Genomic DNA, 16,664 nt, shown 5'->3' on the forward strand with positions numbered 1-16,664 from the left:
ACATTGCCACCAAAATTGATTTTCCCTTTAACAAAATCCATACACCCCCGAAAGTTTTCAGTTGATACAATATGTGTTAGAAATGGAATATATTTGTTTTGAAAAAAATAGGAAGGGTGAATATTTTTTTACATAAATTAAAATTATATGAATATTTTCAATTGAAAAAACTGGAAAAAGTTATTGATTAAATTTTGAATTTTACATAGTAATATGAAAAAAAATATAATAATAATAAAAAAGAAAGTTATACCGTAATAAAAGTAAGGTAAAAAGACATGAAAAAACAAATTGCAATATTTCTAATGATTTTATTAATAGCTACACCATTCCTTCAGGGTGTAACTGCGACAAAAACTGTTTTCATTACAACAGACAATGTCGTGAATCAGGAACAGGACTTAAAAGTGATAAATTCTATTAAAAATTATGTAGAAGAGCTCAGCGGTGGCGAACTCCAGGTTGTTGTAGACAATCAGGCCCCTGCAGCCGGGGAAGGTTACCGGTCAATACAGGTGACAAGTGACATCAGTATAGATTTGGCGGCTTGTGATGCTGGAAACTTCCTGCAGTTAGCGGACTACAGTGCAAAAGCAAATAAAACCATTATTTATGTGAATACTGGAGATTATGATTTGGACAATTCTTCAAACTTCCTTAGAAGAGCATGGGATGACAACTATTCAAATTATACTCTTGCAGGCATTAAGGATCCGGGAACATTCCTGAAAAATTCTGGAATATATTATGTCCAGCCTGCAAAGGAGTTCCCTGACAACTACAGAGACGGCCATCTTGACAAATATGATGAAGAAATGAACAAGCAAATCGCAAAGGAGATAGTTGATATTATTAATGCTCATGATAATGACACTAGAATACTCAGCGATGAATTGATTGTGAAAAACAAAATCAGTCCGGCAGGAATGGCCAATGCAAGTAAAATATTGGTGAACAGCCAGGACAAAGAATTGAAAGGACCATTCGGACCTTATACTGGACCTCAATTACTATATCAAACAAGTTCCTATCTGAACGGTAATGGAATAGACGTTCCAAAAACATATAAGGAACCTGAAAACCCTATGGGCATTTCATTTTTGACAAAAGGATCATATTCAGTATACGAATACTTTGAAATGGCAGGAATAGTTAAAAATTATATGGACGAACATGGGCAAGCTCCTGATTCAATAGAATACAAAGGAGCCCACATAGGTTATTATGATTTGTTATACAACTTTGCAAAAATAACACAAAACCATACTGACGCGAAAAATATGGGCTTTGAAAGTGACTACAGCTTCGATAAAGTCAATGATTCAATATTGCTGCATGTATTCCCAGTTGTTTTAATAATAATCGTATTATTCCTGGTATATACAGGATATAACAGAATTAGAAGAAGAAGGTAAATTTATGAAAAGATATATTGCAGAACTAATAGGAACAATGGTTCTCGTATTGTTCGGATGCGGAAGTGCAGCCATTGCAGGTTCCTCATTGGGCGTTTTAGGAATCGCATTGGCTTTTGGCCTCGCCATTGTGGCGATGTATTATGTGATTGGCGAAATTTCCGGATGCCACGTCAACCCTGCAGTTTCAATCGGAATGTGGATTGACGGAAGAATTAATGCAAAGGAACTGATTATGTACATCAGTTTCCAATGCATAGGTGCAATTATAGGTATCGCCATGCTTGCAGCGATTATCAACTGCGCTCCAGGCCTCGGAGGATTTGCCGCAACAGGATTATGGGAAAACGGATTCGGATCAGCTTCCAGTGTTGGCCTTAACGTATTTGGTGCAATAATTGTAGAGATTATCTTAACTTTTGTATTTGTATTCACCGTTCTTGGAGTTACCAAAAAGGTGGAAAATGCTTCCGTTGCAGGCATTGTAATCGGTTTAACCCTCGTATTCGTTCATATCATGGGAATTCCATTAACCGGCGCATCAGTTAATCCGGCACGCAGTTTGGCTCCGGCATTATTCTTAGGGGGACAAGCCCTAGAACAAGTGTGGGTATTCATTTTATCCCCAATAATCGGAGCAATCATTGCAGGAGTAACCTATAAAGGATTAATTTCAGAGGATGCCTAAATCCTCTACTTATTTTATTTTTTTTCAAAAAACAATTTTTATAGAATAGCTATCTCACTTTTAAATTCATCAATTTTAATGGCTTAATTAAAATTTAAATAATATCTCAAAGATACATTATATATAAGGTGAATATATGAAAATCGTTGTTGCAATTGGAGGATCAATTTTATTGAAGGAATATGATTGTAAAAAATTCCAAGAATACAGTGCCATTTTAAAAGATTTATCTAAAGAACATGAATTATTTGTTGTTGTAGGTGGTGGAAAGCCAGCAAGAGAATACATCAGCGTAGTTCGTGACTTAGGCGCTGGAGAAGCACAATGTGATGACATTGGAATTGAAGTTACAAGAATTAATGCAAAATTAATGTTATCCGCGCTTGGTGATGCGGCTTATCAAAGAGTTCCTCATAACTTCCAGGAAGCATTGGAATTCTCAGCTACCGGAAAGATTATTGTAATGGGCGGAACCGAACCTGCACACAGTACTGATGCGGTATCTGCAATTTTAGCAGAATTCGTTAAAGCTGACAAGCTCATCAACTTAACATCCGTTGATGGAATGTATACAAAAGACCCTAACAAGTTCGAAGATGCAGAGCTTGTTCCTGAAATTACCGCAACAGATTTGCTTGAGTTTTTAAGCGGAAAAGACGTGAAAGCGGGCACATATGAATTCTTTGACACAACTGCAGTTCAAATGATTAAAAGATCCAATTTAGAAACCGTCATTACCAATGGTTTTGAACCTGAAAACTTGATTAAGGCCGTCAATGGCGAAAATATTGGTACCAAAGTCATTAATGAGTAGGTGTTCAAGTGGAAAATCTCGTTGATATCGGTTTAAACCTGATGCACAAGTCATTCAGGAAAGACCGTGTGGAAATAATCGAAGAAGCCAAAAAAGTTGGCGTGAGTCAATTCATCATTACGGGAACCAATGTGCATTCCAGCCAAATTGCAGCAGAATATGCATCAAAATATCCTCAGACATTGTTTTCAACATCAGGAGTTCATCCCCATGATGCGAAAACATGCAACGGACATACAATCTTTGAATTGGAAAAGATAGCTAAAAATGACTGCGTTGTTGCTATCGGTGAATGCGGTCTTGACTACAACAGAAATTTCTCACCTCATGACATTCAGAGAAAATGGTTTGAAGCACAAGTGGAACTTGCAGAAAGAATTGGCAAACCATTATTTTTGCATGAACGGGAAGCTCACAAAGACTTGTATGATATCCTAAAAAGACATGACAGCGTGATTGAAAAATCCGTTGTTCACTGCTTTACCGGAACCAAACAGGAAGCGCAAAACTATATAGATTTGGGCTGTTACATTGGTGTTACCGGATGGATATGTGACATGAAAAGGGGAAGGGACTTGCAGGAAGCTGTAAGCGCAATACCACCAGAAAGGTTAATGATTGAAACCGATGCCCCCTTCCTGATACCAAAAAACTTTGATGAAAAGCCTAAGAAAAACAGGAACGAACCGAAATATTTACCTCACATCCTCAATACTATTGCAATGTGCATGGGTGTTGACGCGGAAGAACTCGCAAATCAAGTTAACAAGAATACTAAAGAATTTTTTAAAATATAGGAGATGAAAATATGGCAGTAGAACCTCACAAACATTGTCCAATATGTGGAACCCCGATTCCACTGAATGAACTCGTATGCTCCCCAGATTGCCAAACAGTTTGGGATGGAAGATTAAAACAAAGAAAAAGATCACAGATAATCTTATACATTGTAATAGCAATCTTTTTAATTATATGGGCAGTGATGACTTTCGTTAAATAGTGATACAATGATTCTGACTTCATCAAATACACTAGAAACAAAAAAAATAATTGAATATAAGGGATTGGTAACCGGCGAATCACTTATTGGAGCTAACATTTATAAAGATTTATTTTCAGGTGTAAGGGATGTTGTAGGCGGAAGAACCTCCCAATATGAAGAGGAACTGCAAAAAGCGCGAGACATTGCTCTTACAAGTATGGAAGAGAAAGCCGAAAGCTTAGGGGCAAACGGAATTGTTGGCCTTAAAATTTCTTATGATAATCTGGGCGGAACTATGGGAAATACAATACTTGTAACCGCTTATGGTACCGCAATAAAATACGAATAAAATGAAAGTTAGAAGAAAAGAAGTGGAGCATCTTAAGGAGGCCGTGCTCTGCATCGGATGCGGTACGCTGGCCGGCCTTGGAGTATACGGCATATTCCTGTATTTCAACATAGCCATTTTCGGCTGGAACTTGGGCCTGATTTTTGCACCTTTAATTGCAGGATATGTTGAAACATATTTGGCCATCAAATATATCGGAGAGGATATTGGAGCAATAAGCGCATTTATCCTTTTTGCATATACTACATTTTACAGCTTCATTTTGAAAAATCCCACACTTGGATTCAATGTAATAACAATCGGGTCAATAGTTGTGATATTGCAGGCCGCATTCCCAACACTAATCAACTATATTCTGCTTGTTGTGGGGCTGGGAATCATATCCTACATCTTAGGATTTTTTAAATCAATAACCAGATACCTCTATAATAAAATAGGTCCATTTATAGCTGAAAAGATTCTCAAAAGACCTCATAAAGAAATTAAGGACGAAATTACTGAATTTAATGAGGAAAGAAGCAACAAACTCATCAACAATCTTGATTTCATATTCATCACCAGCACGGATGTCCTGAATAAAAAAATCAAGAACCTTGGCCAGTTTCATGCAACAACAATCATTGAAAAGGACAAACACCTCGTACATGCTAATCCTGAAAAAACAGAGGAAGACACCTTAAACAGGCTTAAACAGGGAAAGGACAAAACATTAATCCATCTTGCCGAACAGATAAATGCTGCTGGCGGAAATTGTGTAATCGATTTGGACATCCAATACAGCCTGATTGGACTTGGAGGCGACAGCTATCAGGTCAGTGCAATGGGTACAGGCGTTTATGTATATGATGGTGATCCTTTGAACTGAATGATTGATTAAACACCACTTATTTTCTTTAGATACGGGATTTTGCTTAACAGGAATGTCAGTCCCCATGAAAAGAGCAGAACCATAACCAATAAGAAAGGAATCCATTTGAATGGATTTCTGGCAAATATAGGAATTGTCTTGTCCAATTTCAAAAGAACCCAAATCGGGAAATAATGGGTTAAGAAAATACCATAGCTGCAGATGCTGATTGAAAAAATAATTCTGCCCAATTTTGAATCCTTGATGAAATAGTAGATTCTGCTTAAAACAGACCCCTTATTCCCTTCGCTGTATTTTGCATGATATTCAACAAGCAGATAAAGGCCTATGGATTCAAATAAAGGTATGAGTGTCCAGTAATAATCCTTAAATAGAATCTTATTGGTGATGCAATACATTGAAATGGCCAATGAAATTAAAAATATTGCCGCACCCGCAATCATCATGGACTTGTTGCCGATATTGAATTTTTTATTGGACAGGTAATAGCCCAGGACAAAGTAACCTAAAAACCTTGCAAAATAGCTCAATTCAAAATTTCTAATTGGATAAAATCCAAATGTGTTCAATATTACAGTAAATAGCCATATTGCCAGGAAATATTCACACCCCTTAATTCCATATTGCTGAATAAAAGCGTTTATGATTGGAATGAACAGGTATATTCCAAGCAATGTCCAGACAAACCATACGAAACCATCAAAAAATATTATTCTATAAACATTATACAGATTCTGGGTATATCCTAAATAGAAAAACTTGAAAAGAAGGTATATTACAGCCCAAAATGCAAATGGAATTAATACTCTAGAATATCTCTTTTTAAAAAAGCTTTTAAGTTCGTATGACCTGTTTAACAGCAAAGCTCCGCTGATCATAAAAAACAATGGCACACCCATGTTTCCGAATGCCTCAAGGGATGAGGAAAAAGTCCAAAAGAGTGAATGGGCCACTTCGGCGTGAGAAAAGTGTCTGCATATATGAATCAATAATACAAAAATTATTGCCAAAGTTCTCAATTCATCAAAATAGAAAATTCTCCCTTTTGTTTTAGCCATTTAATCACTGCTCTAAGTCTATAATAATCATTTATTAAACTAACTATAAATACTTGAGCCCAAAAGCCATATCTGTAAATTTTATTTAAATTAGGTGCTGTAATAACATACAGCCCATATCATATCTAATTTAACTCATCCAATCTTTTTTTGAATTGGTCATTTTTGCTGCAATTGCCTATGGCTTTCTTTAAGATTTCTTTTTCACTTTCCACATCATTCTGCCTTTTATAAATGCTGGCTAAAGCTTCATAAGCCTTTACGGAATCAGGCAATGTGAAAATGACCTGCCTGTAGAGATCAATAGCTTCGTCCAGTTTGCCCTTATCCTCCAGATATTTTGCCTCATTCATTAGATTTGCTATGTTTTTCAGTTTGCTGTCCTCTTTTTTAGGTTTTATTTTTCCTTCAACATTTTTGAGTTTATCGAATATGTCTGATGCAGCATCCGCATCAAAGTTTTCTCCAACTTTCCTGTCTCCACTCATTTTATCACCTCACGGTAAAATTCCAAGCATCTTCAATGCAATATAGAATACCAAAATTGAAAATATGATCTTTAATTTCTTTTGCGGGATTTTATGAGCAAATTTGGCTCCTACTGAAGCTAATGGGACTGAAAATGCCGCAATCAATGCAAAGTTAATGAGGCTGACATAACCTATTGAATATGGAAATGTGCTGACGCCCCATCCTGAAACCATATATGACAAGAACCCTCCAATTGCGGTCAGACAGATAAATACCGAGGATGTGCCAATCGCCTCAATCAATGAAAATCCTAAAAGCGCAGTTAGAATAGCTATCAGGAATATGCCTCCGCCGACGCCCAAAAGCCCTGATGAAAATCCGACCAGAAGCCCGATGATTGCTGTTGTAATCAGGTTAAACGGAATCCTTGCTTCTTCCCTTTCCTTGTTTATGTCAATGATGTTTTTAACTGCAATAAATAAAAGCAAACATCCAAAAATTATCTCTAAAACCCCTGACGGCAGAGAGGATGCTACAAATCCCCCAATAGCTCCACCGATTAATCCAAAAATACCCAATCGAATACCTGGCCTGACAATGTTATCCATTGAACGGGTGTGCCTATATGCTCCGCTGAAAGATGTCGGAACGATTATGGCCAGGCTAGTACCAAAAGATATTAAAATAGCCAAATCCGGTTCAACGCCGATGTATTTTAATAAGAAATATTGAAGAGGCACGATTAAAAATCCACCGCCGACACCTAAAAGTCCTGATGCGAAACCGGCACATATTCCTATCAAAATCAATCCTGTGAAATATCCAATCGGGAACATAATCATCATTTATTTAAACTATTAATACTTAAATTATTGTTAATGAAAGTTAATAAAACTATATTACTTGGCGCCATATGCATATTTATTGCAGGAGTAATTTTTGCAACTGATATGCTGAATCCCATCATAAGGCCGATAACTTATCTATTTTTAATGGGATCCTCTAAAGGAAAGGACATAATTTTCTTTGGTTTAGTTGGCTTATTCTTGATATTGTCCCAGGTAATTGGAAGGGAAATGGAATCCACAAAATATCTGAAGATTTCAATCATCATAGGCGTTGTTTTATTGGCTTTAGGAATTCTTTTGGAGATTATCTTCAGACTGCAGATGGGCATTGGGCTCAACACAGTATTCTGTTCCATGTCCAATACAATGAGTTCAACAAGCATCCTGCATACCCACCTGCTGAAAGCCATTTTAGGAGGCGTTTTAGTTAATGTGATTGGGCCTTTTATCCAAAGCGACATTAACACCGGCGTTGGCCTATATTCATATCTTCCAAGCGCCAGCTTTTTAGTGGTCTTTTTGCTGCCTATTTTATTTGCAACACTAGTTCTTGCGATTCAAAAACGTAACTGGGTTACACGAATTTTGCTTGCATTCTTTTCATCATGTTTGCTTATCGGAGCAATCGACGGAGGAATGTGGGGAACACCGGCTCTGGTTGGAATACTCGGACTTTATCTGGTGTACAGAAACGGATATTACTTGACTTTGATTGTCGCCATGATATTGAAAGACGACGAATTGTTCGAAGAAAATGAATCGGTTCAGCCGCCATACAGAAACATCGGATTAAGCGAAGCCAGATACTACTTCAATCGTTTCGGAATATATCTGTTAGTTGTTTTTGTTGTCCTTTTAAGGTTCACTGTTGCATTTGCAGGTGCCGAACCGGATTATTACACTGTGGAAATAGCCAATCCTGCAGACAACATAGATTTAAGCAATTTCAGTACTGAAATAATCAATTATGAAAACAATACCGGCAAAAATACAATAACATATCACATTGACCCATCATACAATGAGATGGAACTTATAAACGATTTGAAAATTCCCCTGAAAGGCAAATGCGATTACTATACAGTTACATGGAATGCCTATTCTTATCTAGAATGATACTATGAGAAAAATATATCTTCTTTTGCCAATCCTTGCCGGAATCATGTTTGGATCCAGCGGAATTTTCGTCAGAACAATAACCCAGAATGGAATCGATTCCACGACATTGCTGTTTTTAAGGTTTTCAATAGCAATCATTCCATTATTGATAGCGATTTTGGCAACAGACAGTAAACTGTTTAGGATTGACCTATCCGACATCCCATTATTTCTAGTTTGTTCAGTATGTATCGTTGGGCTTAACTTATGCTATAACGAATCAATGAATACTATTCCACTGTCTCTGGCGGCAGTGCTGCTCTCACTAGCCCCAATCTATGTCCTGATTTTTGCATACATCTTCTTTGGGGAAAAAATTACCTCCAATAAAGTGATTTGCATGGTTTTGGCCATTTTCGGATGTTTGCTGATGAGCGGAGTTTTGGAAAACAGCATGAATTCAGTGTCTTTCTTTGGGATATTATCCGGCATAGGTGCGGGATTATTCTGGGCAGTCTATCTGATTGCATCCAAAAAATCAATCGAAAACGGAAATCATACATATACAATACTGTTCTATTCAATCATATTCATTTCAATAGCTTTGATTCCATTTACAAATTTCAGCCAAATTGAAGGCTTCATTTCAGTTAATCCACCTTTAGTCACATTATTCCTCATACTGCATTCGACATTTTCATTTGCACTTCCATATATATTCTCTACTGTGAGCTTGAACCATATCGACTCAGGGACATCCTCAATACTGCTTTCAGGATCAGAGCCCTTTGCGGCATTGCTGTTCGGATTAATCTTCTATCTGGAAATTCCATCAGTCATGATGTTTTGCGGATTTATTCTGACAACGATTGCAATGATTATGCTATCTAAAAACGAAAATGCCGCCAATTAATTTTCATAAAAAAACTTATTACTTTTAAAAATAAACCTAAACATATGATTTTAAGCATTATAATTCCTACCTACAATGAAGAGGAATACCTTCCCGTTTTATTGGACAGCATCAAGGAACAGAGTTTTACCGATTATGAAGTCATTGTTGCGGATGCAAATTCAACCGACAATACAAGGCAAATTGCAAAGGATTACGGATGTGTTGTAGTGGATGGAGGTCTTCCAGGTGTTGGCAGGAACAATGGTGCTAAAGTTGCAAAAGGAGACTATCTTTTATTCCTCGATTCCGATTTGAAGCTTACTGAAGATTACCTGAGAGACGTTCTATACGAATTCAAAATGGAAAAGCTTGGAATAGCCATTACCCAAATGCTGCCTCTTTCAAATAAGGTGGAGGATAAGATATTCCATGATTTGGCCAACAAGTTCATGATCGGCGTTGAAAATATCAAACCGCACGGAGCAGGCTGCTATGGCATTATAGCCAGAAAGTCCCTCCATGATGAATGCGGAGGATTCGATGAATCACTTACCTTCGGTGAGGATACCGACTACATTGAAAGACTGGCTAAAAAAGAAAGATTTAAAGTACTTAGAAATGCAAAGATAGGCGTTTCAACAAGGCGTCTTGAAGAGGAAGGAATCCAAACATTGATTCGCCAATATGGAAAAAGTACTTTAAACGATTTCATGGGAGTGAGAACAGAAGCCGATGACCTTAACTACGGCTTTGACCATGGAAAGGAAAGGCTTACAAAATCCAGGCTCGACAGAATATCCAAAAGAAGCGAACAGATAGGTGGCATCATAGAAAGCTATGAAGGGTCAAAAAAAAGAATCAAAACTGTCCAGAATACGTTGAAAAAGACACATAAACGAGAAAGGAAAATTGTTTTTTACTGCGTGTGCGGAGAAGGAATGGGCCACGCCATACGAACCGGCGTAATAGCTGAAAGGCTTAATGAGGTATTTGATGTTTACCTGTTTTCACACAACAGGGCCTATGAATACCTAAGCGAAAAATTCGATAACGTCTATGAAATCGGAGGATTCAATACCGTCTACATAAACAACAAGGTAAGCAATACCCAAACCTTAATCAACGCCCTTAAAAGAAACCCTGATAATTTAAAGTCAGGTTATGAGGAACTTTATAAAAAGGCAAGGGAACTGTCTCCGGATGTAATCATTACTGATTTTGAAATGTATGGAACATACGTATCCAAGCTTTTGGACATTCCTTTAATCAGTCTGGACAATATGCACATCATCACACAGGCAAAAATCGATTATCCTCAAAGCCAAAGGCTTGAAATGCTTAAGGCGAAAGCTGTGATTAAGGCATATGTCGTAAAGCCGAAAGTCCATATCATTACCAGCTTCTTCTATCCCCGCATCAGATCCAAAAAGCATGCGGTAATATACCCTCCTATAATCAGGGAGGACATTCTGAAATTAGAGCCTACAATTGGAGATCATATCATCGTGTACCAAACAAGTAAAGAAAGTCTAAAGCTGGTTAAAAGATTGAAATTGCTTAAAAATGAAAAGTTCATCGTTTACGGATTCAATAAAGAGTTAAAAGACGAAAATCTGACATATAAGCTCTTCAATGAAGACGATTTCTACAATGATTTGGCAAGCGCAAAAGCTGTTGTCTGCAACGGAGGATTCACATTCATCTCAGAAGCGATTTGTCTTAAAAAACCAATCTATTCCGTTCCTGCCCGTGGAAACTTTGAACAGATATTGAATGGATTTTACGTTCAGAAATTAGGCTATGGAGAATATCATGAGCAGATGAGCGTGAAAAAATTAGAAAAATTCCTGAAAAAGCTTCCAAGATATCAGAAAAGATTGGCCAGAGTAAAAAGGACAGACAATGAAGGCATCATTCGCGAATTGATATACAGGGTTAATAAATACTCTAAAAACTAATAGATATAACTCTTTTAAAAAAAAATCTTATTTTGAAATAAAAAAAGTATGATTAAGTGAGTATTTTAAATACTTCAATTAATCAAAAGGGCAAAACTATAATGTCACGCCCATTTCCAATTGTTCAGTTAATTCCTTGTACCTGTTACGGATAGTAACTTCAGTCACACCTGCAATGTCCGCCACATCCCTTTGGGTTTTTCTCTCACCGAGTAAAACGGATGCAATATATAATGCGGCTGCAGCCACACCAGTAGGTCCTCTTCCTGAAGTCAATCCTTTTTCCATTGCTGCTTCGATAATTTCAATGGCTTTGGATTGTGCTTCACCGGAAAGTCCTAGCTCTGATGCAAATCTAGGAACATAATCCACTGGGGAAGTCGGTGGCAATTTAATACCTAACTCACGGGTAAGGAATCTGTAGGTTCTTCCAACTTCCTTTTTAGTAACTCTTGACACTTCAGCGATTTCATCTAAAGTACGTGGCACGTTACAACGGCGGCAAGCGGCATATAATGATGCTGCCACCACTCCTTCAATACTCCTTCCTCTAATCAATTTGTTGTCCACTGCACTTCTGTATACTACGGATGCAGCTTCCCTTACGCTTCTTGGAAGGCCTAATCTTGAAGAGTCACGGTCAAGTTCACTTAAAGCGAATGCCAAGTTCCTTTCAGTAGCGCCGGAAATCCTGATTTTTCTTTGCCATTTTCTTAACCTGTACCATTGTGCACGGTTTCTTGCAGGAATGTCACGGCCATAAATATCCTTATTTCTCCAATCAATCATGGTACTTAAACCTTTATCGTGAATGGTGTATGTAATTGGAGCTCCTACCCTTGTACGTTTATCTCTTTGTTCATGGTCGAAAGCCCTCCATTCAGGACCCATATCCACAAGGTTTTCGTCAATAACTAATCCACAACGAGCGCAAACAACTTCTGCTCTTTCATAGTCACCAATCAATTCAGTAGAACCACATTCTGGACATACAGTTTGTTTATCTTGGTTATACACATCTTCTTGTGCATCTGGTTTTACTGCGGTTTTTCTTCCTCTCATAGGAATCTCTTCCGCTTGTTGTGCTGTGTCTTTTACTTGTTTTGACGTGTTCTCATCCTCCTTTTTCTAGATTTTTTGGATTTTTGTTTCGATACAAATATTTTTTCACCACAATTTTTCATGATCTTTTTCCTATCCGCTGACTTAAACAGACGAATAGAAATGTATGGACGTTTTGTTGGTCCAAAAACATAGCTGACCTTACCTATCTTCTTCTTATTACTGTCAAAAACGATTGCACCTGGTGAGGGTGTTTTGGTAGATCTAGCTATTAATTTTCCAGAATTTGCAATATGCAAACTATTTCCTAAGAATTTCATATAATCAAACTTAACTCAAATCTGTATCATTTATATATTAAGAAAAAAGTAATATATAAACTTATCTGTAATATTTATATATCAAAATTTACTTTATTTAAATACTTTACTATTTTTTTGCAAACCCTACAATTTCAGCCAAAGTTACGCCTTGGGCCAACTTTTCGATGATTGCCGACTCTTTTAATTTGACGCCCAAAACTGAAACCATCGCTTTTGCAAATAGTTCTTTTGGAATTACAACTATTCCAGATTCATCTGCAAAGAAAAAGTCTCCAGGATTGATAATGTTTCCTTCAACCTCAATCGGCTGGTTCAAAGTCCCCAGACCCAAAGCCAAACCGGCATTCGGAACATGATTGCTTGCATATATAGGGTAATCCATATAAAGTAATGCATCCAAATCACGGACGGATCCGAAAACAACTGTTGCCTTTATGCCATTGTTTTTAGCGCATGTTGACGCCAGTTCACCCCAAATCGCTTTGTCATCATCATCAACTTTAAAGAATAAAATGTCACCTTCTCCTGCACTGTCAATGGCCATCGCAGAGGTTCCCCAATCATCGCTGGTAGTTTCAACAGTGTAAATGCTGCCCCAAACCTTCAAATTGTTGATTGGCTTGATTGACTTGATTGTGCCTGACCTGTGTGAGATGCTGTTGTAAGCGTCTGAAAGCTGACATGCAGAAATATTTTCAAGCAGGGACTGGAGATTGATATATTCCTTGTAATTATCCCCATTATACTTTAAGTCTTCAATAGAAACATTATCCAAATCAATGTCTGTTACATCGACTCTTTTATTCAAATTTTTTTTATTCAAAATATCATTTGGAGTTACTGCCATAATTACCATTTCCTCTTTGATATATACTATTATGTAAAATCCAATTTATAAAATATTTTATATATTAGTTTGACTAAATTAATTAATTGTAGTATTATATAAAATACTGATTATTATATGCTCACAAGAGTTTATTACATTATTCATATTATAATTATTATTAATTAAACAAAAATAAAGGAGTAAATCAATTATTAGGGAATATAAAGTGTTAAAAATTAATTTCATGTATATTTAAGCATTAATAAGAAATATCAGGCCCGAATAAGTAACACACTCCAGATGTATTGACTCTTTTTAGTGTATAGTAGGTTTTATTACAAATTATATTATCGTGTAATTTATGCAAGATTATTGCCTAAAAATAATTTAATTTTTAGTATTACATAAATTATCCCGATTAAAGCTTAGGAGGCTTAAAAATGGGAAAAGGTGAAGAATTAACTACAACAAAATACTTAATTCACGCCCAGATAACTGCCAACGGTATTGTTGAAAAACCGGATGTTGTTGGTGCAGTTTTCGGGCAAACTGAAGGTTTACTTAGTAATGATTTAGATTTAAGAGAACTCCAAAGAACTGGTAGAATAGGAAGGATCCAGGTTAACATCCATTCCAACAGTGGAAGAGCAAAAGGAGAAATTGTAATTCCATCCAGTTTAGACAGAGTTGAAACCGCCATACTCGCAGCATCTCTTGAAACAATCAATCGTGTTGGACCTTGTGAAGCCGAAATTCAAACTTTAAAAGTTGAAGATGTAAGGGCTGTCAAAAGGGAACAAGTCGTTAACCGTGCAAAAGAAATCTACAAAAACATGGTTGAAAGCGTCGGTCCTGAAAGCATGAAAATGATTGAAGAAGTAAGGGAAGCAATGCGTGTTCATGAAATCTCAGAATATGGTGATGACCGCTTGCCTGCAGGTCCTAGCATCCACACTTCCGATGCAATCATCGTTGTGGAAGGACGTAGTGACGTGTTGAACTTACTCAAATACGGAATTAAAAACACCGTAGCTGTTGAAGGAGTAAGCGTTCCTAAAGCAATCGGCGAATTAAGTAAAAAAAGAACCACAACTGCATTCGTTGACGGAGACAGAGGCGGAGAACTTATCCTAAAAGAACTATTGCAAATCGGTGATGTGGACTACATTACCCGTGCTCCAAAAGGAAAAGAAGTTGAAGACCTTGAAAAGGACGAAGTATTGATTGCACTTCGTGACAAAGTCCCAACAGCACAGTTCTTGGCAACCAACAATATCCTAAACGAAAACGGGAACAAAAAGGACAACGGCAGGAAATACAACAGAAATTCCAAAAAGCATGAAAAATACAACCGCCGCGAACCTGTTGTAGAAGAGCCTGTTGTCGAAGATGATGAAGTAACCTTAATGAAAGATATGCTCAAGGAATTTGAAGGCACCGGCAGCGGAGCCATTCTTGATGAAGCATTGAACATGACAAAAGAAGTTGAAGTGGAAAACCTCTATGAAGAAATCAAAAACATAGACGGAACCGCCGACAGCGTCATATTCGACGGCGTAATCAGCCAAAGGTTAGTTGACGTAGCTTCCCAAAAAGGAATCAAAAGGTTAGTTGCATTCAAATCTGTCAATATAGTTAAAAAACCACATGACGTGAAACTGATAACCCTTGACTAGATCAAGCTAAATTTAATCAATATGATGAGGGGAATTAATATAAATATTCTCAACATCCCTATTTTTTTAAAAAAAAATAACTTTGAATCACTATTCAAAAACCACCAACTATTTTTTATCAAGCATCAGAAAATATTCTCACCACAAAGATTTCAAACAAAAATAAATTTTAGATTTTTTAAAATAAAGCTTTCATTTTTAACAAAAAAATCACAACTAATAAACTGCAGAAGATAGGGTTATTGAAAAAATTTTTTTTGAAAATTTATCTATTAGTTATTCTATTGTATACTTTACAATAAAAAATCAAATTTCGTGTTCAAAAATATCATAAGAAATGCACGATATAATGAAAATTCTTAATAAAATTCGTCTAAAAATGAAAATGTAAATTAATTATCAAAGAAAAATAATGCCAGGTAAATTTTCATTCTTGAAACAAAAATTCAATAAAAATGAATTAAAAATAAAATCAAAATGATGTAAAAAATATTATACAAAATAATAAAAAAATGTAATATAATATATACATTTTTTATGTATATTCTACTATTTTTTTAAAAAATAATAAGATTTATATAAAAAAATGAATAACCTATATGTGCTTACTAATTTGAGATATTGTTAAAATATCAACAAGAATTAGATAAGTTAATAATAAAATTTTGTTAATAAAAAAATTTTGAAGCAAACATGAAATTCCATGTTGGCTTTAATCTAAAGATAACTTCATACTATTAACTCCAATAGTATTTGATGTGAAACATCAAACTGGTTATTATAAACTATTCACAGGAATGGTTGCCGTTTAGAAGATCATTCTTAATGGTTTTTAATGGCCGGTATATAGTTATTTTTAATATCCGATACTATTTTTATTGACTGATTTTTTTATTAGAAATTTAACGAAATTTTACTTCATTAGATTAAAATTTAACGAAGTTAAAATGAGAAGTAAAAACGAACAAACAAAAGGAATGCGCTTGACAAAGGAAATAGTTATAATGCTAATGTGCCTATTATTAGCATTTTCAGTTTCAATTGTCAGTGCAAATGAGAACCCGACTGTTGAACTAGCAACTGATGAACCTGTCACACTTTCAAGTGTAGATGAAGCTGATTTGGAAATACCAATTGATCAAAGCAACGTCATTGACCAGAGCAATACAATTGAGATTAACGAATCGAGCGAAAGCACGATTGAAAGCAGTGACGGACAGCATCAAAATGAAGTACTGAGTGCAAGCAACAACGAAGAAACCTTAAGAGCCGATTCAATTATCTTAAACGGTGGAACCTTTGCAGAAATCCAAACCGCAATAAACAGCAT

At 36.2% G+C, this 16,664-nt stretch carries 18 protein-coding genes; 12 read left to right on the forward strand and 6 right to left on the reverse strand.

The genetic code is table 11. The features are described from left to right. Positions 1-278 precede the first annotated feature (278 nt). The 7 genes from Q0W25_RS07740 (at position 279) to Q0W25_RS07770 (ending at position 5,113) form a co-directional block, all read left to right on the forward strand. Complete coding sequence (locus Q0W25_RS07740; RefSeq protein ID WP_298520898.1) at positions 279-1,415, forward strand: adhesin; 1,137 nt, start codon at positions 279-281, stop codon at positions 1,413-1,415. A gap of 4 nt (positions 1,416-1,419) precedes the next feature. Next, entirely contained in the window at positions 1,420-2,103 is a 684-nt protein-coding gene (locus tag Q0W25_RS07745; RefSeq protein ID WP_298520901.1) for an MIP family channel protein, read from the forward strand. A gap of 136 nt (positions 2,104-2,239) precedes the next feature. Next, a complete protein-coding gene (gene pyrH, locus Q0W25_RS07750) occupies positions 2,240-2,917 on the forward strand; it encodes a UMP kinase (protein ID WP_297827495.1) in 678 nt (225 codons plus the stop codon). 8 nt (positions 2,918-2,925) lie between these two features. After that, positions 2,926-3,714, forward strand: coding sequence for a TatD family hydrolase (locus Q0W25_RS07755; protein ID WP_298520904.1), 789 nt, complete (start codon positions 2,926-2,928; stop codon positions 3,712-3,714). 11 nt (positions 3,715-3,725) lie between these two features. Continuing rightward, positions 3,726-3,917: a DUF2116 family Zn-ribbon domain-containing protein gene (locus Q0W25_RS07760; protein WP_297827489.1), complete on the forward strand. Its 192-nt coding sequence runs from the start codon at positions 3,726-3,728 to the stop codon at positions 3,915-3,917. 7 nt (positions 3,918-3,924) lie between these two features. Next, positions 3,925-4,248, forward strand: a complete 324-nt coding sequence (locus Q0W25_RS07765) for a heavy metal-binding domain-containing protein (RefSeq protein ID WP_297827487.1) — start codon at positions 3,925-3,927, stop codon at positions 4,246-4,248. 1 nt (position 4,249) lies between these two features. After that, positions 4,250-5,113 (forward strand): hypothetical protein, encoded by an 864-nt coding sequence (locus Q0W25_RS07770; protein WP_298520908.1) that lies wholly within the window; start codon positions 4,250-4,252, stop codon positions 5,111-5,113. Between the two features lie 8 nt (positions 5,114-5,121). Here the strand turns inward: Q0W25_RS07770 and Q0W25_RS07775 are convergent, their stop codons facing one another. The 3 genes from Q0W25_RS07775 to Q0W25_RS07785 form a co-directional block, all read right to left on the reverse strand. Further along, positions 5,122-6,174, reverse strand: coding sequence for an acyltransferase (locus tag Q0W25_RS07775; protein WP_298520911.1), 1,053 nt, complete (start codon positions 6,172-6,174; stop codon positions 5,122-5,124). 125 nt (positions 6,175-6,299) lie between these two features. Continuing rightward, positions 6,300-6,662 (reverse strand): lipopolysaccharide assembly protein LapB, encoded by a 363-nt coding sequence (locus Q0W25_RS07780; protein ID WP_298520914.1) that lies wholly within the window; start codon positions 6,660-6,662, stop codon positions 6,300-6,302. A gap of 9 nt (positions 6,663-6,671) precedes the next feature. Then, positions 6,672-7,484, reverse strand: a complete 813-nt coding sequence (locus Q0W25_RS07785; RefSeq protein WP_367270531.1) for a sulfite exporter TauE/SafE family protein — start codon at positions 7,482-7,484, stop codon at positions 6,672-6,674. Positions 7,485-7,523: 39 nt separating this feature from the next. Between Q0W25_RS07785 and Q0W25_RS07790 the strand changes: the two genes are divergently transcribed. Genes Q0W25_RS07790 through Q0W25_RS07800 form a run of 3 tightly spaced genes read left to right on the forward strand, consistent with a single transcriptional unit; the run spans position 7,524 to position 11,444 of the window. After that, on the forward strand, positions 7,524-8,609 hold the full coding sequence (locus tag Q0W25_RS07790; protein WP_298520929.1) for a hypothetical protein: 1,086 nt from the start codon (positions 7,524-7,526) through the stop codon (positions 8,607-8,609). Between the two features lie 4 nt (positions 8,610-8,613). Next, positions 8,614-9,504 (forward strand): DMT family transporter, encoded by an 891-nt coding sequence (locus Q0W25_RS07795; RefSeq protein ID WP_298520931.1) that lies wholly within the window; start codon positions 8,614-8,616, stop codon positions 9,502-9,504. Between the two features lie 44 nt (positions 9,505-9,548). Continuing rightward, positions 9,549-11,444, forward strand: a complete 1,896-nt coding sequence (locus tag Q0W25_RS07800; RefSeq protein WP_298520933.1) for an MJ1255/VC2487 family glycosyltransferase — start codon at positions 9,549-9,551, stop codon at positions 11,442-11,444. Positions 11,445-11,540: 96 nt separating this feature from the next. Here the strand turns inward: Q0W25_RS07800 and Q0W25_RS07805 are convergent, their stop codons facing one another. The 3 genes from Q0W25_RS07805 to Q0W25_RS07815 all read right to left on the reverse strand — a co-directional run bounded on the left by Q0W25_RS07805 (position 11,541) and on the right by Q0W25_RS07815 (position 13,685). Continuing rightward, positions 11,541-12,506: a transcription initiation factor IIB gene (locus tag Q0W25_RS07805; protein WP_297827464.1), complete on the reverse strand. Its 966-nt coding sequence runs from the start codon at positions 12,504-12,506 to the stop codon at positions 11,541-11,543. A 32-nt stretch (positions 12,507-12,538) separates the two neighbouring features. After that, a complete protein-coding gene (locus Q0W25_RS07810; protein ID WP_298520935.1) occupies positions 12,539-12,826 on the reverse strand; it encodes a Gar1/Naf1 family protein in 288 nt (95 codons plus the stop codon). 109 nt (positions 12,827-12,935) lie between these two features. Beyond that, positions 12,936-13,685, reverse strand: a complete 750-nt coding sequence (locus Q0W25_RS07815) for an RraA family protein (RefSeq protein WP_298520937.1) — start codon at positions 13,683-13,685, stop codon at positions 12,936-12,938. A 413-nt stretch (positions 13,686-14,098) separates the two neighbouring features. Between Q0W25_RS07815 and dnaG the strand changes: the two genes are divergently transcribed. Both dnaG and Q0W25_RS07825 read left to right on the forward strand, forming a co-directional pair. Continuing rightward, a complete protein-coding gene (dnaG, locus tag Q0W25_RS07820; RefSeq protein WP_298520939.1) occupies positions 14,099-15,334 on the forward strand; it encodes a DNA primase DnaG in 1,236 nt (411 codons plus the stop codon). Between the two features lie 947 nt (positions 15,335-16,281). After that, positions 16,282-16,664: hypothetical protein (locus Q0W25_RS07825; RefSeq protein WP_298520941.1), on the forward strand; the 383-nt coding region annotated here is incomplete at its 3' end.

Source organism: uncultured Methanobrevibacter sp. (assembly GCF_947166415.1).
GTDB lineage: Archaea > Methanobacteriota > Methanobacteria > Methanobacteriales > Methanobacteriaceae > Methanocatella.

What these genes read in the sequence shown, in the direction of transcription:
- Q0W25_RS07775 (WP_298520911.1), bottom strand. Translation starts at nt 6,174, where the DNA reads ATGGCTAAAACAAAAGGGAGAATTTTCTATTTTGATGAATTGAGAACT.
- Q0W25_RS07790 (WP_298520929.1), top strand. Translation starts at nt 7,524, where the DNA reads ATGAAAGTTAATAAAACTATATTACTTGGCGCCATATGCATATTTATT.
- Q0W25_RS07805 (WP_297827464.1), bottom strand. Translation starts at nt 12,506, where the DNA reads ATGAGAGGAAGAAAAACCGCAGTAAAACCAGATGCACAAGAAGATGTG.
- Q0W25_RS07770 (WP_298520908.1), top strand. Translation starts at nt 4,250, where the DNA reads ATGAAAGTTAGAAGAAAAGAAGTGGAGCATCTTAAGGAGGCCGTGCTC.
- Q0W25_RS07780 (WP_298520914.1), bottom strand. Translation starts at nt 6,662, where the DNA reads ATGAGTGGAGACAGGAAAGTTGGAGAAAACTTTGATGCGGATGCTGCA.
- Q0W25_RS07740 (WP_298520898.1), top strand. Translation starts at nt 279, where the DNA reads ATGAAAAAACAAATTGCAATATTTCTAATGATTTTATTAATAGCTACA.
- pyrH (WP_297827495.1), top strand. Translation starts at nt 2,240, where the DNA reads ATGAAAATCGTTGTTGCAATTGGAGGATCAATTTTATTGAAGGAATAT.
- Q0W25_RS07765 (WP_297827487.1), top strand. Translation starts at nt 3,925, where the DNA reads ATGATTCTGACTTCATCAAATACACTAGAAACAAAAAAAATAATTGAA.
- Q0W25_RS07810 (WP_298520935.1), bottom strand. Translation starts at nt 12,826, where the DNA reads ATGAAATTCTTAGGAAATAGTTTGCATATTGCAAATTCTGGAAAATTA.
- Q0W25_RS07815 (WP_298520937.1), bottom strand. Translation starts at nt 13,685, where the DNA reads ATGGTAATTATGGCAGTAACTCCAAATGATATTTTGAATAAAAAAAAT.
- dnaG (WP_298520939.1), top strand. Translation starts at nt 14,099, where the DNA reads ATGGGAAAAGGTGAAGAATTAACTACAACAAAATACTTAATTCACGCC.
- Q0W25_RS07760 (WP_297827489.1), top strand. Translation starts at nt 3,726, where the DNA reads ATGGCAGTAGAACCTCACAAACATTGTCCAATATGTGGAACCCCGATT.
- Q0W25_RS07745 (WP_298520901.1), top strand. Translation starts at nt 1,420, where the DNA reads ATGAAAAGATATATTGCAGAACTAATAGGAACAATGGTTCTCGTATTG.
- Q0W25_RS07795 (WP_298520931.1), top strand. Translation starts at nt 8,614, where the DNA reads ATGAGAAAAATATATCTTCTTTTGCCAATCCTTGCCGGAATCATGTTT.
- Q0W25_RS07800 (WP_298520933.1), top strand. Translation starts at nt 9,549, where the DNA reads ATGATTTTAAGCATTATAATTCCTACCTACAATGAAGAGGAATACCTT.